This is a genomic window from Carnobacterium sp., from assembly GCF_045617425.1.
Lineage (GTDB): Bacteria > Bacillota > Bacilli > Lactobacillales > Carnobacteriaceae > Carnobacterium_B.
The window spans coordinates 87,668-109,138 of sequence record NZ_JAZLIO010000015.1 but is presented as its reverse complement, the minus strand read 5'-3'; the positions used below and the strand labels follow the sequence as shown (position 1 = coordinate 109,138).

Annotated in this window: 19 protein-coding genes; 14 read left to right on the top strand and 5 right to left on the bottom strand. The window is 34.1% G+C overall.

Annotation, left to right across the window (positions count from 1 at the left end):
* Positions 1 to 214: 214 nt before the first annotated feature.
* The 9 genes from ACKI3H_RS07900 (at position 215) to mgrA (ending at position 10,986) form a co-directional block, all read left to right on the top strand.
* Complete coding sequence (locus ACKI3H_RS07900) at positions 215 to 1,150, top strand: nitronate monooxygenase (protein ID WP_407371735.1); 936 nt, start codon at positions 215 to 217, stop codon at positions 1,148 to 1,150.
* A gap of 143 nt (positions 1,151 to 1,293) precedes the next feature.
* Positions 1,294 to 2,883 (top strand): acyl CoA:acetate/3-ketoacid CoA transferase, encoded by a 1,590-nt coding sequence (locus ACKI3H_RS07895; protein WP_407371734.1) that lies wholly within the window; start codon positions 1,294 to 1,296, stop codon positions 2,881 to 2,883.
* Positions 2,876 to 4,111 (top strand): OFA family MFS transporter, encoded by a 1,236-nt coding sequence (locus ACKI3H_RS07890; RefSeq protein ID WP_407371733.1) that lies wholly within the window; start codon positions 2,876 to 2,878, stop codon positions 4,109 to 4,111. Before ACKI3H_RS07895 ends, ACKI3H_RS07890 begins: the two co-directional genes overlap by 8 nt.
* Positions 4,112 to 4,499: 388 nt before the next feature.
* Positions 4,500 to 6,344: a beta-glucoside-specific PTS transporter subunit IIABC gene (locus ACKI3H_RS07885; RefSeq protein ID WP_407371732.1), complete on the top strand. Its 1,845-nt coding sequence runs from the start codon at positions 4,500 to 4,502 to the stop codon at positions 6,342 to 6,344.
* A 2-nt stretch (positions 6,345 to 6,346) separates the two neighbouring features.
* Complete coding sequence (locus tag ACKI3H_RS07880) at positions 6,347 to 7,810, top strand: glycoside hydrolase family 1 protein (protein WP_407371731.1); 1,464 nt, start codon at positions 6,347 to 6,349, stop codon at positions 7,808 to 7,810.
* A gap of 24 nt (positions 7,811 to 7,834) precedes the next feature.
* Complete coding sequence (locus ACKI3H_RS07875; RefSeq protein WP_407371730.1) at positions 7,835 to 8,683, top strand: PRD domain-containing protein; 849 nt, start codon at positions 7,835 to 7,837, stop codon at positions 8,681 to 8,683.
* Positions 8,684 to 8,832: 149 nt separating this feature from the next.
* A complete protein-coding gene (locus ACKI3H_RS07870; protein ID WP_407371729.1) occupies positions 8,833 to 9,285 on the top strand; it encodes a MarR family winged helix-turn-helix transcriptional regulator in 453 nt (150 codons plus the stop codon).
* Between the two features lie 14 nt (positions 9,286 to 9,299).
* A complete protein-coding gene (locus ACKI3H_RS07865; RefSeq protein ID WP_407371728.1) occupies positions 9,300 to 9,809 on the top strand; it encodes a GNAT family N-acetyltransferase in 510 nt (169 codons plus the stop codon).
* A 187-nt stretch (positions 9,810 to 9,996) separates the two neighbouring features.
* On the top strand, positions 9,997 to 10,986 hold the full coding sequence (gene mgrA, locus ACKI3H_RS07860) for an L-glyceraldehyde 3-phosphate reductase (RefSeq protein WP_407371727.1): 990 nt from the start codon (positions 9,997 to 9,999) through the stop codon (positions 10,984 to 10,986).
* Between the two features lie 285 nt (positions 10,987 to 11,271).
* Here the strand turns inward: mgrA and ACKI3H_RS07855 are convergent, their stop codons facing one another.
* Together ACKI3H_RS07855 and bsh are read right to left on the bottom strand one after the other, a co-directional pair.
* Positions 11,272 to 12,288 (bottom strand): N(5)-(carboxyethyl)ornithine synthase, encoded by a 1,017-nt coding sequence (locus ACKI3H_RS07855; protein WP_407371726.1) that lies wholly within the window; start codon positions 12,286 to 12,288, stop codon positions 11,272 to 11,274.
* Between the two features lie 252 nt (positions 12,289 to 12,540).
* Positions 12,541 to 13,515 (bottom strand): choloylglycine hydrolase, encoded by a 975-nt coding sequence (gene bsh / locus ACKI3H_RS07850; RefSeq protein ID WP_407371725.1) that lies wholly within the window; start codon positions 13,513 to 13,515, stop codon positions 12,541 to 12,543.
* A gap of 704 nt (positions 13,516 to 14,219) precedes the next feature.
* Here bsh and ACKI3H_RS07845 point away from each other — a divergent pair.
* The 3 genes from ACKI3H_RS07845 to ACKI3H_RS07835 all read left to right on the top strand — a co-directional run bounded on the left by ACKI3H_RS07845 (position 14,220) and on the right by ACKI3H_RS07835 (position 16,360).
* Positions 14,220 to 14,855 (top strand): TetR/AcrR family transcriptional regulator, encoded by a 636-nt coding sequence (locus ACKI3H_RS07845; protein ID WP_407371724.1) that lies wholly within the window; start codon positions 14,220 to 14,222, stop codon positions 14,853 to 14,855.
* A 91-nt stretch (positions 14,856 to 14,946) separates the two neighbouring features.
* Positions 14,947 to 15,657 carry an ABC transporter ATP-binding protein gene (locus ACKI3H_RS07840; RefSeq protein WP_407371723.1) on the top strand — a complete coding sequence of 237 codons (711 nt, stop codon included), beginning with the start codon at positions 14,947 to 14,949 and terminating at the stop codon, positions 15,655 to 15,657.
* A 1-nt stretch (position 15,658) separates the two neighbouring features.
* Positions 15,659 to 16,360 carry a hypothetical protein gene (locus ACKI3H_RS07835; RefSeq protein WP_407371722.1) on the top strand — a complete coding sequence of 234 codons (702 nt, stop codon included), beginning with the start codon at positions 15,659 to 15,661 and terminating at the stop codon, positions 16,358 to 16,360.
* A gap of 42 nt (positions 16,361 to 16,402) precedes the next feature.
* Here the strand turns inward: ACKI3H_RS07835 and ACKI3H_RS07830 are convergent, their stop codons facing one another.
* From ACKI3H_RS07830 to ACKI3H_RS07820, 3 genes are all read right to left on the bottom strand, one after another.
* Complete coding sequence (locus tag ACKI3H_RS07830; protein ID WP_407371721.1) at positions 16,403 to 16,849, bottom strand: HEAT repeat domain-containing protein; 447 nt, start codon at positions 16,847 to 16,849, stop codon at positions 16,403 to 16,405.
* 350 nt (positions 16,850 to 17,199) lie between these two features.
* Positions 17,200 to 18,585 (bottom strand): M24 family metallopeptidase, encoded by a 1,386-nt coding sequence (locus ACKI3H_RS07825; RefSeq protein ID WP_407371720.1) that lies wholly within the window; start codon positions 18,583 to 18,585, stop codon positions 17,200 to 17,202.
* On the bottom strand, positions 18,575 to 19,360 hold the full coding sequence (locus ACKI3H_RS07820; protein WP_407371719.1) for a DeoR/GlpR family DNA-binding transcription regulator: 786 nt from the start codon (positions 19,358 to 19,360) through the stop codon (positions 18,575 to 18,577). Before ACKI3H_RS07820 ends, ACKI3H_RS07825 begins: the two co-directional genes overlap by 11 nt.
* Positions 19,361 to 19,722: 362 nt before the next feature.
* Here ACKI3H_RS07820 and ACKI3H_RS07815 point away from each other — a divergent pair, with 362 nt between their 5' ends.
* Positions 19,723 to 19,866, top strand: a complete 144-nt coding sequence (locus ACKI3H_RS07815) for a rhodanese-like domain-containing protein (protein ID WP_407371718.1) — start codon at positions 19,723 to 19,725, stop codon at positions 19,864 to 19,866.
* Positions 19,867 to 20,315: 449 nt separating this feature from the next.
* Entirely contained in the window at positions 20,316 to 21,290 is a 975-nt protein-coding gene (locus tag ACKI3H_RS07810) for a sensor domain-containing diguanylate cyclase (RefSeq protein WP_407371717.1), read from the top strand.
* Positions 21,291 to 21,471 lie beyond the last annotated feature (181 nt).

Sequence of the window (21,471 nt, the reverse complement as noted above, 5' to 3'; positions counted from 1 at the left end):
AAGATTTATACTTATATTTAACAGTATAGCAGTTAAATTTTGTTTTTTAAACGTTAATTTTAAAAGGTTTTTAAGGTTTTTAAGTCAAGTTATACGAAATAGATAATTAATAGGGCATAGCATTATTAATAAAAGAGTAATTTCACAATGTTGAAATTTTGATTTATAATAAATCTATAAAGTTAATAGATTAACAAGAGAGAAGGAAAAAATAATGGCAACAATATGCGAAATGTTAGGAATCGAATACCCAATTTTTCAAGGGGCTATGGCAAGAATTGCAACACATGAAATAGCCGGAGCTGTTTCAGAAGCAGGCGGATTAGGTATTTTGGGATCAGGCGGCTGGTCAGCAGATCAATTACGCGAAGAAATTAGATTAACAAGAGAGGTCACTAAAAAACCGTTTGCTGTTAATTTAATGTTACAAATGCCCAATTGTGATGAATTAGCTCAAGTTATTCTTGATGAAAAAGTAAAAATTGTTACAACAGGTGCTGGATCTCCTAAAAAATATATCCCAGCATTTAAAGAAGCAGGTGTAAAAGTCATCCCAGTTATCGCTTCTGTGAGACATGCCATTAAAATGCAAGCAGCTGGAGTAGATGCAGTTGTTGCGGAAGGTCAAGAAGCAGGAGGGCACATTGGTCAAACTTCTACAATGTCTTTATTGCCACAAATTGTTGATGCAGTAGATATACCTGTATTAGGTGCTGGTGGTGTGGGTGATGGACGTTCGCTTGCTGCTGTGTATGCATTGGGAGCACAAGGTGTACAAGTAGGGACATTATTTTTATCAGCTGAAGAATGTCCGATTCCAGATAGTTATAAAGAACGTCTGATTAACGCTATTGATACGGATACAATTGTAACGGGTCGTAAAGCAAAAGATCCAGTTCGATCATTAAAAAATCCAATGTTAGTTAAATTTGCAAAACTGGAAGAAGCAAATGCTCCCCACGAAGAGTTGGAAAAATTAACTCTTGGTTCATTATCTAGAGCTGTTTACGACGGCGATATGGAAACAGGTTCTGCAATGGCAGGTGAAATTGCTGGTATGATCAAAAATATTCGTCCTGCTAAACAAATCATTGAAGAACTATTTAATGAAGCAGAAAAAAAAGCTACTTCATTAAAAATTTCATATTAAGAAAGTAAGATGACAGGTTGGTTAAAAGTGCTCTATGAAACAAACACTCACAGAGCACTATTTTAATAACTTATTTAAATAAAAAAGCATAAAATTTTTTTAAAAGTTCATGTTAAATAAATCACAAATAGGAGCTGGTCAGAATGACAAAAGTAATTACAGCAGCAGAAGCTGCACAACTAATTAACGATAATAGTACGATAGCAGTAACAGGTTTTGGAATGTCGTGTGTAAATGAAGAGATGTTAATAGCCATTGAAAATCGGTTCAAAGAAGAAGCAGAACCTAAAAATTTAACTGTTATGCATGCAAGTGCTGTAGGAGACCGTAGAACAAAAGGGATGAGTCACTTGGCACATGAAGGGCTGATCAAACGTTGGATTGGCGGGATTGTAAATGCTTCTCCACAAATCAGTGATTTGATCATGGAAAATAAGTGTGAAGCATATAACTTACCTCAAGGAGTTATTGCTCAACTATATCGCGAAATAGCTGCTAAACGGCCTGGATTGTTTACGAAAGTAGGTATGCGTACGTTTGTGGATCCTCGCTTAGAGGGAGGGAAAATATCAGACTGTACAACTGAAGATTTAGTAGAACTAGTTGAGATTGCGGGAGATGAATGGTTATTTTATAAGAGTTTTCCGGTTGATGTTGGTTTAATTAGAGGGACTGTTGCAGATGAAAAAGGCAATTTAACATTAGAAAAAGAAGGACTGCATATGGAAGTGTTACCTGTCGCTCAAGCAGCTAAAAATTCAGGAGGAATCGTGATTGCTCAAGTAGAATCGTTAGCAGTAGCTGGATCGTTGAATCCCAAAGATGTAAGAGTTCCTGGAATTTTAGTCGACTATATTGTTGTTTCCGAACCTGAAAACCATTTTCAAACAGAGAATACACAATACAATCCAGCTTTTTCTGGTCAAGTAAAAGTACCTTTAGATACAGTTGTACCTCTAGAGCTAGATGCTCGAAAAGTAATTGCTCGCCGAGCAGCTGCTGAACTGGTTCCAGAAACTATTTTGAATTTAGGTGTAGGTATTCCAGTGAATGTAGCTACCGTAGCGGCAGAAGAAGGAGTCAACGATCAATTGAATTTAACCACAGAAGCCGGATCAGTTGGGGGCGTTCCAGCTGGATTGAAAGACTTCGGTCATGCTTATAACAGTGAAGCAATCGTTGATCATCATTCACAATTTGACTTTTATGATGGTGGTGGATTAGATTTATCAGTTTTAGGGTTAGCTCAAAGTGATCAATTTGGAAATGTAAATGTTTCTAAATTTAGTGGTCGTGTAGCAGGTTGTGGTGGATTTATCAATATTTCTCAAGCAGCTAAAAAATTAGTTTTTGCGGGTACATTCACAGCTGGAGGGTTAAAAGAAGAAGTGAAAGATGGCAAATTAACGATAATTCAGGAAGGCCGAGTTAAAAAATTCTTGAAAAATGTCGAACAAATTACATTTAGTGGACAATACGCATCAAGCATTAATCAAGAAGTCTTATATGTAACAGAACGTGCAGTATTTGATTTACAAGAAGGAATGCTACGATTAATTGAAATAGCACCTGGAATTGAGTTAGAGCAAGATATTTTAAATCAAATGGATTTTACACCTTTGATAGCAGAAAACTTAAAAGAAATGGACAAAGGAATGTTTGAAGAAAATTGGGGTGGATTAAAAGAAATCATCTTAGCTAATACAGAAAAGGAGCGTTTACTTTATGTCTAAAAAACCGAATCGGTGGATAGTTTTAGTTAGTTCTATGGGAATCTTAATGTGTACAGGAGCAATTTATGCTTTTAGTGTTTTAGCAGGGCCTTTGTCTGAAGCAAATAGTTGGACAATGGGAGAAGTAATGACAGCCTTTGCTATTAATGCAGCTTTAGGACCTATTCCCATGGTTTTAGGAGGATTTTTGACCGATAAAGGTTGGTCTAAATGGAGCATTATGGCAGGAGCAGTATTGTTCGGAGCTGGGTTTGCTTTGACTGGTACAGCAACTAGTTTATTCCAATTGTATCTTTACTATGGTGTTTTAGCTGGGTTTGGGCAAGGTTTTGCTTATTCTGGTTGTTTAAGCAATACAATCCGTTTTTTCCCTGACAAAAAAGGATTGGCTTCTGGATTGATTACTGCAGGAATGGGAGGAGCAGCTATAATAGCAGCTCCAATTGCTAATCAATTGATTCAAAGTAAAGGTGTAGGTACAGCATTTGTTTGGATGGGAATAACGTATATTCTAATTGGTTTTACATGTAGTTTATTTATTAAAGTTGCACCTAAACAAATTACATCAAGTAAAACAAATGTAAAACAAAATCAAGCTTTGCAAGTTAAAGTTGTCAGCAAAAATTGGAAAGAAATGCTTCAATCCATCAATTTTTATCTTATTCTATTGATGTTTGCAACAGGTTCATTTTCTGGTTTGATGATTGCCTCTAATGCAGCGGCTATCGGCCAATCCACCTTTGGTTTAACAGCGGCTACAGCAGCATTTTATGTCAGTCTTTATTCATTAAGCAATACATTAGGAAGGGTAGTCTGGGGAACTATTTCTGATAAACTAGGGCAATCTACTACCATTACGATTATATATAGTATCATTGCACTAATGTTTGTTATTTTGATTCTGATTCAAACGACACTTGGATTTGCTATTGGGATCATCGGACTGGGATTATGTTTCGGTGGCGTTATGGGGGTATTTCCATCACTTGTTATGGATAACTTTGGGCCAAAATTCCAAGGAGTCAACTATGGTATCGTATTTATCGGATATTCAACAGCTGCTTTTATTGCTCCAAAAGTGTCAGCAGCAATTTCTATCAATAATAATGGTGACTATACTAAAGCATTTTATTTAGCAATTGCAGTTGTCATAACTGGGTTAGTGTTAAACGTTTTTTATAAAAAGAAAGTAACTAGTGTTAGGATAGCTAAAACAATAGTTGATTAACAGCAACTAATAACTGTTATCTCAAAGATGGGGAAACATAAATAAGGAAAAAAGAGAATTAATTGAACAGATAGTTCACGTGCAATGCAAGACATAGAAGAGTGTTTGCAAATGAATCTTGTAAAATTATTTTACAGATTTATATTCAAGTAAAATGAAATAAAGTAACGAATGCTATAAGAGTACTAAAATTATTGCTTTTTTATTTTATGTTGACGTTTTCAAAATCCTGTAGTATAGTAATGGTAACTTAATCAGGCATGTGACTGGTAATGCAGGCAGGACCTAAAACAACGAATTACTAGGAGTAAAATCCTATGAGCCGTTTTTTAGGTCCTTTTTTGTATACTAAAATCTCATCTGCCATAATAAAAGGAGGAATTCATAAATGAATTATCAACAAACGGCTGCAGAAATTGTTAAGAAAGTTGGTGGAAAACAAAACATTTCGCATTTAGAACATTGTTCTACTAGACTTAGATTCACATTAAATGATGATTCTAAAGTAGACATTAAAGAGTTGGAACAAATTGATGGTGTTATGGGCGTTCGACAAAATGTTCAATGCCAAGTAATTATTGGTAATGAAGTTGTAGAAGTTTACGACGAAGTGTTAAAAGTAATAGGAGATATTCCAGCATCGAACGGACCTGGAAATAAACCTAAACAAAAACTAAGTAGTTTAGTAATGGATTTTATCATTAGTATTTTTCAACCGTTAATTCCTGCAATTGCAGGTGGTGGAATATTGAAATCTATGTTATTACTCATTTCAATGTTTGGTTGGATAGACCCAGCTTCTCAGACCTATCAAATATTAGATCTTATTGGAGGAGCACCTCTTTATTTCTTACCAATACTGGTAGCTATGACAACAGCTAATAAACTAAAAGTCAATTCACTTGTTGCAGTATCTGCAGTTGGAGCGTTGATTCTTCCAAGTATGACCACATTGATTTCAGAAGGAACTTCGTTATTCTCCATTGGTGTTCCAAATGTAGCTTATGCTTCACAAGTTTTTCCAGCAATCTTGTGTATTTTACTGTATGCTCAAATGGAGAAACTATTTACAAAGTACTCTCCTAAAGCTATTAGAATTTTCTTTGTTCCTATGATGTCATTGTTAATTACTGTACCAATAACGCTATTAGTATTAGGTCCAATCGGCATTACTGTTGGACAAGGATTTGCAAACGTTATCTTATTCCTATTTAACCAATTTGGATGGGTTGCAACTGCTGCTCTTGCTGCTTTCTTACCGTTTATGGTAGTAACAGGGATGCACAAAGCGATGATTCCATATGCAGTCACTTCTATAAGTGAAATGGGTCGTGAATTGCTTTATTTGCCGGCTTCTTTAGCTCATAACCTTGCTGAGTCTGGCGCCTGTTTTGCAGTTGCTGTAAAAAGCAAAGATAAAAGGTTGAAATCTACTGCATTATCAGCAGGAATCTCAGCGTTGTTTGGAATTACAGAACCAGCACTTTATGGAGTCACAATTTTGCATAAAAAAGTCTTATATAGTGTCATGCTCGGAAGTTTGATAGGCGGAGCATTTATAGGCATTATGGCGGTTGAAGCTTTTGCACTAGTTGGACCAGGTTTGGCTAGTATTACTATGTTTGCTTCTCCCGAAAACACCTTAAATTTAGTGTATGCTTTTGTGACATTGGGTATCTCATTTGTAGTCTCATTTGTTGCTGTACTATTTATATGGAAAGAAGAAGCAGTTGAATCAGAAAAACAAGCTTTTGCGGAGAACATATCAGGAAGTACCAATTTTTATAGCCCAATTGAAGGAGAAGTCATTCCTTTAGCTGAAGTAAATGATGAAGTATTTTCAACTAAGCTAGTAGGTGAGGGTATTGCTATTATTCCTGAAATAGGAGAACTGCATGCTCCGGCTGATGGCACGATTACTATGTTATTTGAAACGCATCATGCAATAGGAATGAAAATGAGGAATGGGGCTGAAGTTCTTTTTCATATTGGATTAGAAACCGTGCAATTAGAAGGGAAATACTTCACACCACATGTTAAAGAGGGTGATATCGTTAAAGCAGGTGATCGTTTGGTATCATTTGATATAAAAGCTATCGCAAATGCTGGATATGATCCAACGGTTATAGCAGTGGTAACCAATAAAGAATTGTTTAAGATCAATCAAACCATTACACATGAAAAAGCAAACCAAAATCAAACCGTTATGACGGTAGCACAGATAGGAGAATAAATATGACTAAAACAACACACTTTCCAAAAGGATTTCTATGGGGCGGTGCAATTGCAGCGAACCAAGCAGAAGGAGCATGGAATAAAGATGGTAAAGGGCTATCTGTCGCAGATGTAGCAACCTATAAACCTGATTTAGATGTGAAAAATTTTGCAGGACATATGAAAATAACAACAGAAAGCGTTACAGAAGCAATGGAAGATCCATCTGATAAAATCTATCCTAAGCGTCGTGGGATTGATTTCTACCATAGATACAAAGAGGATCTAGCTTTATTCGCTGAGATGGGTACGAAGGCTCTACGTGTATCTATTGCTTGGTCTAGAATCTTTCCTACAGGAGAAGAAGCTGAACCTAATGAAAAAGGGCTAATTTTTTATGATAATTTATTTCAAGAAATGAAGCGGTTGAATATTGAACCAATAGTAACATTGTCTCATTATGAAATGCCCCTAGCGTTAAGTTTGGAATACAATGGTTGGGCTGATCGCCGAGTAATCGATGATTTTGTTCGTTTTTCAAATGTGTGTTTTGATCGCTATAAAGATTTAGTTAAATACTGGCTGACATTTAATGAAATTGACAGCATTCACCGTCATCCATTTACGACAGCAGGAATCATTCCAGACAAATGTCCAGAAGGTAAAGAAGAGGAAATTATTTATCAAGCACTGCACCATCAATTTGTTGCATCTGCTTTAGTAACGAAAGATTGCCATGAAAAAATAAAAGGCAGTGAAGTTGGTTGCATGATTACGAAGTTAACAACGTACCCAAGGACTTGTACACCAATTGACGTAGAGCTTACTTTGAAAAAGAATTTAGAAAATCTTTTTTATGCAGATGTTCAAGTTTTTGGAGAATACCCTAAATTAATTGAACGTCAATTAGAAAATAAAGGCATCCATATTAAAATGGAAGAAAATGATCGAACTATTTTAAAAGAACATACGGTAGACTTTGTATCGTTTAGTTACTATATGTCTATGACTGAATCAGGCGATGAAAATGCCGAGCGTACAGCAGGAAACACTGTTTTAGGAGTGAAAAATCCTTATCTTCCATCTACTGATTGGGGATGGCAAATTGATCCTAAAGGATTGAAAATTTCTTTACTTGAATTATATGATCGTTATCAAGTACCATTGATGATAGTAGAAAATGGTATGGGCGCAAAAGACGAAGTTGTTGAAGGAAAAATTCATGACCCTTATCGAATCGATTATTTTAAAGAACACTTTAAACAAATGGGTGAAGCCATTGATGAAGGTGTAGACCTAATTGGGTACACCAGCTGGGGTGCAATTGATATCATTAGCGCAGGGACCTCTCAAATGTCAAAACGTTATGGATTTATTTATGTTGATCAAGACGATGAAGGTAATGGGACGCTTGATCGATTGAAAAAAGACTCCTTTTATTGGTATAAAGAAGTTATTGAAACAAATGGAGCAAGTATAGACTAAAAAAATAAACGGGAGTGATTTTCTTTGTCACATATTAAAAAAGTACTCAATTCAAGTGTCGTCTTAGTAGAAAAAGATGGTAAAGAAATGGTTGTGTTTGGAAAAGGGATTGGATATGGGAAGAAAACCGGAATGTCTATTGAAGATAACCAAGTAGATCAATCTTTTCTTCCTGTAGAAAACATACAGACTCAACAGCTTTTAGACTTGGTTGATGCAATCTCTCCCGTTTATTTTGATATAACTCAGGAGATTGTTCAGTACGCAGAACAGTATTTAGGTTCTCCGTTAAATCTTAGTATCTACTTCACACTAATGGATCATTTAAATTTTGCAGTAGAGAGAGCAGAAAAAGGAATTAACATTATCAATCGAGTATATTGGGAAATAAAGAGCTATTACCCAAAAGAATTCCATATTGGTGAGTATGCCCGTACCTTGGTAAACAAGGCTTTAGAAACTAATTTACCGGAAGAGGAAGCTGCGAATATTGCGTTTCATTTGATCAATGCACAAAATTCAGATAATCAAAATGCTGATGGTATGAAATACGCTAAAATGGTCGGGAGCATCGTTAATTTAATTCGGTATAGCTTAAATACAACGGTCAATACTGAATCCATTCATTATGTACGTTTTATTACACATGTTAAATTTTTTGTAGAGCGGTTTTTTGCAGATGAATTGATGGAAAAAGGCGATAAAGAATTGTTTGAACAAATTGCAATTCTTTATCCTCAAGCCATGAATAGTGCTTTTAAAGTTAAAGAGTACGTGGGAAAAATATACGATAAAGAGGTACCGAATGATGAATTAACATATTTAGCAGTTCATATCAATCGCTTATTGAATTACAATGAATTAGATGGCTAAAAAATGAGCTAATGGTAGTAATGCTACTCACTTAAGCTTGTATATAAAAAAGAAGAACAACACTTAAAAAGTGTCGTTCTTCTTTTTTGTTGCAATTACAACAAAAATCGTTATAATAGGAATTGTTAAGAACAAAAAGGGGGAACGAAATGATAGACATTCTTCGTGACATTGGAGTAATTGCAAGAGCCTTAGACTCTATCGCTAATATAGAATTTAAAGAGCTTAATCTTACAAGAGGACAATACCTCTACTTAGTAAGGATTAAAGAAAATCCAGGAATTATACCAGATAATTTAAGTGAAATGATAAAAGTAGATCGTACTACTGCATCAAGAGCTATTCAAAAACTTGAACAGAATGGACTAATTGAAAAGAGAGCTGATTCAGTGAATAAAAAAATCAAAAGGTTATTTACTACACCTAAAGGTGATGAATTAGCGGAGTGTATTGTGAAAGAAAATCTTTATTCTAATGAGGTTGCACTAAAAGGCTTGTCGGACGAAGAAATCAAAATTTTTTCTCAAATTTTAACCAAAATAAAACAGAATACAGAATCTGACTGGGATCTGGTTAAAAAAGGGATTAAACGAAATTACTAAAGGAGACTAGTATTATGGAATTGAAAAAATGTACCTTAGAAGATTTAAAATCACTTCAAAAAATCAGTATAGAACTGTTTACAGATACCTTTAAGGATCAAAACACTGAGGAAGACCTAAAAAACTATTTGGAAAAAGCCTACAATAATGCACAACTCAAACAAGAACTTACAAATGAAAATTCTACTTTTTTCTTTCTATTAGATAATGAAGAAATAGTCGGTTACTTAAAATTGAACATAGGTGATGCCCAAACGGAAAAAATTGATGAAAATGCTGTAGAAATTGAAAGAATCTATATTAAAAGTGACCGTAAAAGAAAAGGATATGGCACATTTTTGATCGAGAAAGCTAAACAATTTGCAAAAGAAAGGAATAAAAAAGTAATTTGGTTAGGTGTTTGGGAAGAAAATTTAAGTGCTCTATCCTTTTATAAAAAGAATGGGTTTATTCAAGTCAGCTCGCATTCGTTCTTTATGGGAGAGGACGAGCAAACCGATTTGATCATGACTAAGACAATCTAATAGGTATACAGCTAATCAGAGCAAAAAAAAGATGAACCGTCTTCTACAAGCACGGTTCTTCTTTTTGTATTAAAAAATATATAAATTCTTAATGGAATTATGCTGTGAACTTTTACAATCGATTGTTTCTCATCTGTGAAAGCGTTATAATTGAAAAAGAAAGAAATTAAAAAACAGGAGTGGTTGAATGTATCAAGCAGCAGAAAATCGTTATGATAATATGATTTACAATCGTGTGGGAAACAGTGGATTAAAATTGCCAGCATTATCTTTAGGGATGTGGCATAATTTCGGTGATGTAGATTTATTTGAAAATAGCCGTAAAATGGTTCATCGTGCATTTGACTTGGGAATTACACATTTTGACTTAGCTAATAACTACGGACCTCCAGCGGGTAGTGCTGAAGAAAATTTTGGACGCATTTTAAAGAAAGATTTGCTTCCTTACCGTGATGAGTTGATTATTTCAAGCAAGGCCGGATATGATATGTGGCCAGGCCCGTACGGTGAATTTGGTTCTAAAAAGTATTTGACTGCTAGTATTGACCAAAGTTTGAAGCGCCTTGGATTAGATTATGTTGATATCTTTTATTCTCATCGTCCAGATCCGGATACACCTTTTGAAGAAACAGCACATGCATTGGACTTAATGGTTCGCCAAGGTAAAGCTTTGTATATTGGAATTTCTAATTACTCTGCAGAACAAACAACTGAAATTTCAAAAATATTTAAAGAATTAAAAACGCCTTTCATTATTCATCAACCTTCTTACAGTATGTATAACCGTTGGATAGAAGATGGTCTACAAGATGTTTTACAAGAAAACCAATTAGGAACGATTGCGTTTAGTCCCTTAGCGCAAGGTATGTTGACAGACCGTTACCTGGATGGCATTCCAAAAGATTCAAGAGCGGGTCGGACAACAAGTCAGTTCTTAGATGAAGTAAAGGTAAAAGCTACCTTAGAAAAATCAAGAGCACTAAACGAAATCGCGAAACGCCGAGGTCAAACGTTAGCTGAAATGGCTGTTTCGTGGATTTTAAGAAATGGAAAAGTCACAAGTGTACTGATTGGAGCCAGCAAGGTAAGCCAAATTGAGGATAATGTCAAAGCATTAGATAATCTTGATTTTTCGCCTTCAGAATTAGACGAAATTGAAAAGATTTTGAAACGTTAGACTGTCGACTTTTTTGTACCAATCACCTTTTTAAATTTTTGATTTATATTAAACATCTAATTAGCAGGTATGTATATGGTATTGAACCTAATTCATACTTGCTGATTTTTTGCTTTATGTATTATGTATGTTATTACTTTCATTATTTAAATAAACAATGAAGTGAAAAATAAACTGATATAAATTCAAAAGTAGCTTGAATTTATATCAGTTTATTAATCACTTATTTTAATTGGTTAGTTTTAAGAAGTGGGGAGTTCTTGAAGGATAGTCCAAATAAATTTGTTATACAGAATTTCTTTCATCAGAATTGATAAATTGAAGAGGTATTGTTCTATTTTGAAATTGATTGATGCGTTCATCAATAATATGACCTCGTTCAATAATCAGAGCATCTTCTAAGATTGCGTTAGGACAACCTTCAACTAAGTCGTCTATATACTTATAGGTTTCCTTTGAAATCGCACGTGAAGTAGAACGATAAAAAATGGTTGGTGTATGATCTACTGCGTAATGTATAACATCATTGATTTCGTAAATTGGGTTTTCCAAAGTAGTCGGTACAGACGTTTCTACAGCACCATTTTCGTCACAGCTGACATCAATGATTAATGTTCCAGGTTTGAATTTTTTTAAATCTGTTTGATAAATCAAATGATCTTTACGTGAAGTATCCCATAAGATTGCATTGACAATCACATCAAACTCGTTCATTTCTTTTTGGAATAACTTTTCTTGGTTGCGATTATAAACTCTAACATCTGCACCCAATCCGATTAACGTCCGTTGTGCGCCTCGTGCTGTATTTCCGCGTCCTAAAATAGCAACTTTTGTATCGTATGGCATAATTCCGTTTAATTGGTAAGCATGCATAACAGCAGCTTCTCCAGCTAATTCATTATTGCGCCAGTAAGAATGGCGATTATCTTCATACATATCTTCCCAAGCGTAAGCAGAAAGTTTATTCTCTACTAATATATCAGTCACTTCTTTACTCTGTACAGCATGAACCCATCCGAATATCGTTTGTCCTGGACGTAGATTTTTTATAAAAGTAGCGTCACCAATTTTAGGATCACAGATAATATCTTGTTCTAAAACGATAGTTCTTGGAACAACTTGACAACCTAATGCAGCATATTCAGTATCAGAAATATTTAAATCACTTCCATAGCCTTCCTCAAAAAATAAAGCTTCTCTGTGATTTATCCGTGTAATGTCTTTAGGCAATAAGGCAATTCGTTTCTCACCAGGTTTGTGACTGTTGACAAAACCAATCGTTTTTAATTTTTTGTGGTGCATGTTCGTAACCTCCTAATTGATTATGTACAGAATGACTGGACATATCACCTTATTATCGCATTAAATGCAATCGGTTACAAATGTTGTTGATATAAGGAATTGAAGAAGGATGAGAATATTGAATAATTTAACAGGCTATGATTCGTTTTATCGTCCCGTAATCATTCTGTTTTGTTATTGAAAAAAATCCGAAAAAAACCTTGAAAAAACTAAGAATTATCCTAGTTCCTTCAAGGCTCACTTTTTAATTGACTAGTTAGTGTAGTTAATAGCTTGATCTTTTTCTAACTCGTAAACAAATAGATTGGAGCTGTCTAAAGGTAAATCTTTCATAGACACAGCACATATTTGGCTATTCTCATACGTTTTATAGTAATAAGTTTGCGTTTCAGTGCTTACACAAGAAGAATATTGAGTGATTTCATAAATTCCTTCTGGTGCCATAGCACCACCTCTTGGTTGCGCTACAAAATCTAAAATATGGAAAAATTGAGAAACATTTGCATTTTCTGTTTTATCTGCAACAGAATTTAAACGAGCATATGCTGCACGAACAAATCTTGATTGAGAAGAAAGATCGCCAGGAAGACCAATAGCTCCCATTCCTCGACTGTAGACATCTAAATCAACCTTAGAACTTAAGCGATTTTCAGGAATATTTGACGTAAGGTTTAAGTAATTGCTCATATTGTATTTATGATAGGGGAAAGAAGGATTGTTAGCTAGTACACCAAATTGATTGTCGTATACTTGTAATCCTTCAGCTGTTGATTCAACGACAATTGAACTGTCTTTATCTGATATCAACCAATGCAATGGCGATAATTGTAGTTTTTCGCTAAAAGAAATATTAATCAGATTGATCTCTTTTAATAAATCTTTAGCTTCTTCGACAGTAGCACATTTGCCTAATAAATAAGGGATAAATTCAAAAGGGGTAACATTTTTTTTGTCTTTTTTCTCGTCATGATATACTGCAAAACCGTCAAAGTTTAATCCACTCATTCCAAGCCCTTTTTCATTAACAGCATCAAAATATAACGGGTAATCATCTACTACCATAGCCATGCCAATGATCGAATAATGTGAAGTAAGTTCTTCTTCTTTACGTAATTTAAAATTGTAATTCCTTGGTGTAACAACAACTTTATTATTTAAAGAATACTCCAAATCAAGATTTCTTCCAAAATAAAATGTATCATTCGTATAAGCTAAACCTGTGCACATGAAATATTCCTCCTGAATTTTTTATACATGGTTATAGTCTAACTACTTATTTTTACTACAAAGATTCAACAGTTCAAATAGAAAGGATATTCTTCTTAAAAAATTACTGTTATTTAAATGAAATTTAAGCCTTTGAGTTTATTAAAAAAATGAGTTTTTACCAATGAAACATCGAAAATTCGGGTATGAGAAAGTGCAACATGATATGGTTGAGAGCAAGGGATATGAATTGGAAAAAAAACTGTTCATTGGAAAATGACTAAAGTTATTAGTGGGGGATAAAAGAGAAGGTGCCAAGCGACTAATAATTGGAAGTACAATGTCAATAATCATTAAAAATAGTATAGTATACCTAGAGTAACGTAGTTTAATCTAGACAGCATTTCTAAAATCAACAAAAGAATTTCTCAAACTAAAAGTAGTCGTTTTTTATTGGCAAAACCTCCTTACTCTGATATGGAGAGTTTATAATTGTAACAAAAAAAAGTCAATTCGTTTGATTGTAGTTTAGATATCGTTGCACTTAAATAGCTTAAGTAAGACGTATAACTAAAGTATAAATGACTAGGCTGAATAGTATTAAAAAAAACGATACTCATTACTTTTTAAAATAGGTCATGTAGTAATTAATTATTGTTGACATAAATACCAGTGGTATGTATTATGTAGATACATACCACTGGTATTTATGTGAGGTGAGATAGTTGGCAAGAAACAAGTACCCTGAAGAAACGAAGAAGAAAATACTGGATGTAGCAGAAAAATTATTTCTAGAAAAAGGCTATGATGGCACTTCTATTCAAGACATTGTTGATGGTCTAGGGAACATGACCAAAGGTGTTATTTACCACCACTTTAAATCAAAATTCGCTATTCTAGAAGCACTAATGGATGAAGCAGATGAAGAAGCTGTCCCTAATAATTTGCATGGAGACACTGGATTAGAAAAATTGCAAAATGTCTTAAAAGATACGTTCAATGCTTATAAAAGACAATCAATCGGTTATTCTGCTGCAGTTGCGTTGAGAAGTCCAAGAATATTGGGCGAACAATACTTGCAAGTCTTCAATGATCTTGTCCCAGAAATGAAAAGAATAGTTGATGAAGGAGTCGCTGATGGATCCATTCAAACTGATTATCCAGAAGAGATTTCAGAATTGCTGATGCTAACGTTTAATTTATGGATAGGATTTCAACTTAGTGTTTTATCAGAAGAAGAACTACGCCGTAAAATTTTATTCATCCAAAAGATGTTTAATGGAGTAGGTGTTCCTTTATTAACAGATGAAATCGTTCAAGAAAGTTTCAAACTATTTTCTATTTTAAAAAAGAATAGCTGATAAAAAGCTATTTTTTTTATAGAGATACATACCAATGGTATCTATCATTTGCTATAAAATACAAAAACAAATAAGAAAGGAAGATTAAAAAATGACAAGAAGTGTTGAAGTCATAAGTATAGAGAAGAACTATGGTAGAAAAGAAGTGTTGAAAAATTTCAGTTTAAGTGTTGAAAAAGGAGAAGTCTATGTTTTACTTGGAAAAAATGGCGCAGGAAAATCGACCTTATTTAAGATTTTGACAGGCTTATCTAAAGCAACCAATGGAGAAATTGCTATTTTAAATGAGAGCAAAGATTTGGAAAAAATAAAAACAAAAATTGGTTCAAATATCAATGAACCCGTTTTTTACGAACATTTATCTGCAGATGAAAATTTAAACATCCACTGTAAATATATGGGAGTCTCTAATAACCGGATTAGCGATTGGCTTAAAACTGTAGGTTTGACTATTGACAATGATCGTCCTGTTAAAGAATATTCGTTAGGAATGCGCCAAAGGCTAGTATTAGCAAGATGCTTAATTCATAATCCTGATTTGCTGATTATTGATGAACCATTAAATGGTCTTGATCCTAGAGGGATAAAACAATTCCGTGAATTGATTGAAGAGATTTCATTGTTAGGAAAAACGATTATCATGTCGAGTCATATTTTAACTGAAGTAGAATCTGTTGCTACACGAATCGGTGTAATCTATGATGGTCAACTTGTTTTAGATGAAAGAAAGCAAGATTTAGTAGCTAAATATCATGATAGCTTAGAAAATTTCTTAATCAACAAAATGGAAGGAGTAGTGTGAAATGAAACTTATTCAATTAGAAATAAAAAAAATCGCACTAACCCCTTATCTGCTTGCTAGCGTTTTGATACCATTAGTTACGTTAGCAATGGTAAACTTATTAGCTTATGCTCCGCAGATTGATCCAAGTATTTTGGTAACAGATCCGGAAATGGGGACCTATAAATTTTTGTATATCCTATCATTTATTATTAACGTAGCGGGTTTTTCATGTTTAGGTACGGCAATGCTAGGAAAAGTGGTAATGGAATCTTATAATGACAATTACCTTTACTTGACGTTAAGTTACCCTGTAGCTAGAAAGAAAATCTTACGGGCAAAAATTATTTTCTGTGAACTGTTTTGTGGGTTTGGCGTTTTTATCGGCATTTTATTAACCAACAGTTTGTTTTTTGTATCAGAGTCTATTTTTTCTGTAGTTAATGATTCTCTCTCTTTCGCTACAATTGTGAGCCAGCTATCTCTTATGATCGTTGCTGTTATTTTAGTTACGAGTATTAGTTTAATTTCTTTAGCTATCGGATGGTGGAGAAATTCGTTAGCTTTAGCCATCGTTTCATCTGTAGTCTTTTGTAGCATACCGAGTAATTTAGTGACAGTTGGCGGGGTTCAAGTAGTTTTAGCTATTACAGTAATTTTGTTAGTAGCAAGTATGCTAGTAGTTCTACTCATTACAAAAAAAGTATCACGATTAGAAGCATAAAAAAAGGAACCCCTATAAGGGGTTCCTTTTTTGCTTCAAGGTCTATCGTAAATTTGCATATGAAGCTGCAATCCACAAATCAAAGTTTTCCTGTTCTTCGTATTGCATAACATCATGCATTTCAGGACTGACGATTTGAAATTGTTTTTTGAAGACATCTAAATCAAATTCTTCCATTTGTGTATCACGTTTAACACGACTAAAAACTTTTGCAAAGTCTTTGCTGCTGTATCTAATATCTTTGCGTTTTAGTTCTAAAGGCAAGCCTTTTTTTGTGACGCCCATCGCTTGTGCAGCGTTAAAAGCAGCTTCTTTTACTGCAAAAACACGGTCATTTGAAGCAAGTTTTGTTAAGATATATCTTGATTTTTGACAGTCATAGTTTGCTAATTCAGTAACGGCTTCGAGTCTGATTTTCCAATTGTCTTTTGTATTTGCTTTAGTTTTTAATTCTTCAATATTAGCTGGTTCTGCTTGAATAATAGTCATCGTTTTGTTGCCTCTTTCTATTTCGTGTCTTAAAGTCCATATTATAGCGTTTGATAGGCTTTTACAAGGTTATTTCGAGAAATTTATTGAATTCTTCTTGATAAACAGATAATTATTCTTTTAGTAGGTAACACTTTGTCGAAATCCATTCCTGGACTGAATTTTAGAAGACCAGCGCAACCTTACAAATTATGCCATTAACCATTATTGTACGTTTAATTGCAACCCTATTGGTCCGTAAGCTTTTCAACTTCTATTGAACAGTATCTTATTTATCAATGAGGCATAGAAAGACAGAACACCGAAAGGAAAAGTAAACCTCCCAACAAAAATAATGGGAGGTCTTATGTTTAAACTTTTTTCGTATAAGCTAACGTTTTGTTTAATAAGAATGGCGTATAAAATGCAACGGTATCACTTAAAGGCAACACATCATCTGTTATGTCTATTTGGATTACATTTTTGATGTAATTTCTTCTTTCTGCGATTCGATTCCACACATCAGGATACTGTTCTTTTAATTCTTCTTGTAGTGCTTTATCCGCGATAGCGACTGGTTCTTCACAACTTGCTCCTGAGTAGCCAGGAACACTCGGAATGATATCTACTTGGAACAATTGACCGCTCTTCACAACAACGTTAGAACCTTTAAAAAATGGTGATGACATCCATTCATCATCTCCTGTGTAATGTCCTGGATTCAAGGTCCAACCATAAACATCAGCAGGGAAGACTTCCTCTATCTTGTCATAAAAGTCATCTCCAACCGTTCCTACACGAATAGTTTCCAACCAAGTAGCGTATGCAGTAAAGTACGGGATGCCCACTTTTTCTAAATAGTCGCTTTGATTTTCTGGCAGATCTTCTTTCGAAGCTGCTACAAAGCCAGCACGACTACTTAGCCCACCTTTATATCCTACTGTCATAGAATAGTTATCGCCTAACAAGGCTTCGTTGTCTCTTGGATAAAGAGTAGCATTAGTAAACCGTTTGCCAGCAGCACTAATCGTCGTCACAGTATTCGGTTGACCATCTAGAGCGAGTAAAGCGCCAATTTCTTTTTCTGTTTTACCTACGTCCACAGCTTGGATTGCTGCGAACATACCTTTTCCAGCTAGGGTTGCTCCATATTCAAAATGAGCGATCTCGTTGGCATTATGAGTCGTACGTAATCCGTCTTCTGGAGAGATAAGGGCTGAAGCAAAGTTTTTTAATTGCTTACGGTCTGCAACATAATTGATTAAACTGTCTAAGATATAAAAAGGTAAGTCGAATAATCCACTATTGTCGTATTGGCTAGATGTAAATAATTTCCATCCAATAATACCAATTGTAGCATCGGGAAGAATTTGACTTTCTTTAAAATGATCTGATAATGTTTTTTCTCCATTCATTGGTTGATTGGGTAAAGAGAAGTAAGGCACGTGAACCGCATAAGCAGGGATGCGAGAGTGAGCCGCTAGTTTTAGGTTTTCATTTCCTAATAATAAGTAGCATTCTCCGTTTGCGTGGATAACTAAACAAGCTTCTTCAAAACGTGGAATAAATCCTGTGAAATATTCGAAATTCGCACCATGTTCACGGTCTGCGTAAATGATTGCGGTATCGATCGCCTGTTGTTTCATTTTTGCTAAAAAATTTTCCTTTCGAGCAATCATTGTTTCATCTGTTAAATAAACTGATTTAAGCTTTGTATGGATAGTTGGTAGGGCTACTTCATTTAAATTAATAGTCATATTTATTTTCCTCCTCATTAATAGATACAATAGTCGTCAACGGTTTTAATTCTTTAAAGTTTTTTTGTTGGCTATCTAAATCAGTAACAATCAGATTAACCTCTTCAACATCACCGATTTTATAAAGGTAAGAGCGACCAAATTTTTTATGATCTGCCACCAAAATAGTTTTCTTCGACTGGTTCATAATGGCTCTTTTTGTAAACGCATCTTCCTCGTTCGGTAGGGTGATTCCAAAGTCAGCACTAATTCCTTCAGCACCTATAAAAGCTACATCAAAGTTGAAATTTCTAACAAAATCAGCCGTTTCTAATCCTAAAAAACCTTTAGATAATTCACGGTACTTTCCAGGAACACTGTGCAACTGAATTCCTTCATATTTGGATAAAGAATTAAGAACTAATAAGGAGTTGGTATAAAAATGGCATCCTTCAATAGTAAAAATTTCTCTTGCCACAGCCAAAGCAGTAGTTCCTGTCTCAATAAAAACAGCACTACCAGGTTTGACTAATCCTCTACAAAACTTACCGATTTGTTTTTTTTCTTGAACACTAACTTCTTCTTTAATAGAGATGGGATTTTCTAAAGCATTTTCTCCTCGGTAAACAGCCCCGCCATGAACAAGTTGGATCTCACCCCATGTGGAAATCTCTTTAAGATCGCGGTTAATGGTCATCATGGAGACACTTAACTCAGCAGCGAGTTCATTTGACGATACCTCTCCGTTAACTTTCAACAAATCAAAAATCATTTCTTGTCTTTTAAATTGGTTCAATAAAACACCTCCTGCTACTTTTCTCATGTCTATCTTAACATTTTATGTAGTTAAAACAACACAAAACAACTAAATATAGTATTTTTGTTATATTCAGTTGTTTTTTTGTGAAATATAATACCCTTCTTTACAAATTATACCGCTGGAGGTATATTAAGTGCTGAGATTTTTTTTATGTAAATTTTAGCTAGAGAAGGTGGAATATTAATGTACCAATCAATAACTATGCCAGAATTTGAACAGAAATGGAAAAGAGAAAAAATAGTATTACTAGATGTTCGAGAACTCGATGAATGGCAAAATAAGATATAGAAGAGTCTATTCATTTAACTTTAAGTAATCTTACGAAAGCTAAAGAAAATTTGGATAAAGAACAAGAATACTACGTCATATGTCATTCGGGAGCACGTTCTGCAAAAGTTTGTCAATTGTTAGCATCAGAAGGGTGCAAAGTTAAAAATGTTATGGGGGGCATTTCTGCTTGGAAAAGAGCGGTAACAGGATAATATACACTGTAAAAATTGTGAACCGCTTAAAAGACGCTCTAAGAAATTTTTCGCGAAATAATATTTCTAATTGACTTTAAACTGTAAAGTTTTGATTACATATAGTAATAGTGCCGTGCCTTAACTGTTGTAATTGACATACTAATGGATTAAACTAAGAAACATAATGAATGTAATATTATAGAATAAATTTATTACTTAGTCATTACTCAAAACACTAATCTAAAGTGGAAAACCCTTGCTGCTAATCCCATTACCTTTCTATTGTCTTTTCTTACCATACATATATATTCTACAATCTACTTTTCTTCGGTTATTTAGGTCAAATAAATGATTCCATTTTTCTAGACTTCTAATCAAATTGTTACGATGAATAGCAATAAAATAAATCGATGTTATTAATTGATGACTAGGTAGGTGTAAGGATTTTCTGAAATGGAGGAGATACCATGAAAGAATTAAGTAGGGAAGAGCTGCTTATGCAAGTGGACTCTTTAAACAGATTAAATAAAGAATTATTGCATACAATCCAAGAATCAGAACATCTAGAATATGGATGGACTGGCAACCTAGGACAATGGTTTTGGGATTGCACTACGAACGAAGTTGAATTTAATTCTTTAAAAACAGAATCTATTGGGTATCGAAAAGAGGATTTGCCTGAAAAAGTTCCTTATCAATTTTTTACAGATAAAATTCATCCTGAAGATAAAGAAGAAGTCATTAGAGCGATGAAAGAACACATGCTAAATAATATACCTATGTGGGAAGTTAAATATCGTATCCAAGCCAAAGATGGTTCTTGGAGGGTTTATCAAGACAGAGGAAGGGTAACGGAGCGAGATGAAAACGGAGCGCCACTTTTTCTTAAAGGAATTGTATTTGATGTTACCAAGGAAGAACAAGAACGTGAACAATTAGCAGTTAAAAATAAAAATTTAACAACTCAAATAAAGGTAGATACACTTACAAATCTACATACAAGATCATCTATTATAGTAGAATTAGCTAAGTGTGCAAATAAAGCCAAAGAAAAAAAATATCCGTTATCTGTTATTTTCATAAAAATTGACAAATATTCTAAATACGAAGAAGAATTTGGTCTATTGTTGAGCGAGGAAATATTAAAAACAACAGGTCAGTTGATTAAATCTGTGATTCAAGAGAAATATGTTGCCGGCAGATATAGAGAGTCTGTCTTTTTAATCCTATTGGAGAATGCTCTTAAAGATGAAGCCTATAAAATTGCAGAGACAGTCAGACAAACCGTTTTGGAAACATTCTTTGTAATACCTAATCAGGTAAGTGTCAGCGGAGGAATTACCATATATGACCCGAGTGAAACAATTAGTGAAATGATTCAAAAGGTATCTGCGAAATTAGAAGTGGCAAAAAAAAATGGTGGAAATCAGATTATTCAATAAAATAAAGGCTAGTAAGTAAAAGAATTCTCTAAAATAAAGAGAGTTCTTTATTTACTAGCTATTTTAATGACAAATTTAGTATTAACGATGTTGATCAATCATATTTAGTCTTTTTCTTTTTTTGGATAGAAAGAGTGGGGTAGACTCCAATTGAAGTAAAGGGATATCACTCTTAAAACAA

Coding starts and splice junctions, on each gene's coding strand:
- ACKI3H_RS07900 (WP_407371735.1), top strand. CDS start 215: ATGGCAACAATATGCGAAATGTTAGGAATCGAATACCCAATTTTTCAA.
- ACKI3H_RS07895 (WP_407371734.1), top strand. CDS start 1,294: ATGACAAAAGTAATTACAGCAGCAGAAGCTGCACAACTAATTAACGAT.
- ACKI3H_RS07890 (WP_407371733.1), top strand. CDS start 2,876: ATGTCTAAAAAACCGAATCGGTGGATAGTTTTAGTTAGTTCTATGGGA.
- ACKI3H_RS07885 (WP_407371732.1), top strand. CDS start 4,500: ATGAATTATCAACAAACGGCTGCAGAAATTGTTAAGAAAGTTGGTGGA.
- ACKI3H_RS07880 (WP_407371731.1), top strand. CDS start 6,347: ATGACTAAAACAACACACTTTCCAAAAGGATTTCTATGGGGCGGTGCA.
- ACKI3H_RS07870 (WP_407371729.1), top strand. CDS start 8,833: ATGATAGACATTCTTCGTGACATTGGAGTAATTGCAAGAGCCTTAGAC.
- ACKI3H_RS07865 (WP_407371728.1), top strand. CDS start 9,300: ATGGAATTGAAAAAATGTACCTTAGAAGATTTAAAATCACTTCAAAAA.
- mgrA (WP_407371727.1), top strand. CDS start 9,997: ATGTATCAAGCAGCAGAAAATCGTTATGATAATATGATTTACAATCGT.
- ACKI3H_RS07855 (WP_407371726.1), bottom strand. CDS start 12,288: ATGCACCACAAAAAATTAAAAACGATTGGTTTTGTCAACAGTCACAAA.
- bsh (WP_407371725.1), bottom strand. CDS start 13,515: ATGTGCACAGGTTTAGCTTATACGAATGATACATTTTATTTTGGAAGA.
- ACKI3H_RS07840 (WP_407371723.1), top strand. CDS start 14,947: ATGACAAGAAGTGTTGAAGTCATAAGTATAGAGAAGAACTATGGTAGA.
- ACKI3H_RS07835 (WP_407371722.1), top strand. CDS start 15,659: ATGAAACTTATTCAATTAGAAATAAAAAAAATCGCACTAACCCCTTAT.
- ACKI3H_RS07830 (WP_407371721.1), bottom strand. CDS start 16,849: ATGACTATTATTCAAGCAGAACCAGCTAATATTGAAGAATTAAAAACT.
- ACKI3H_RS07825 (WP_407371720.1), bottom strand. CDS start 18,585: ATGACTATTAATTTAAATGAAGTAGCCCTACCAACTATCCATACAAAG.
- ACKI3H_RS07810 (WP_407371717.1), top strand. CDS start 20,316: ATGAAAGAATTAAGTAGGGAAGAGCTGCTTATGCAAGTGGACTCTTTA.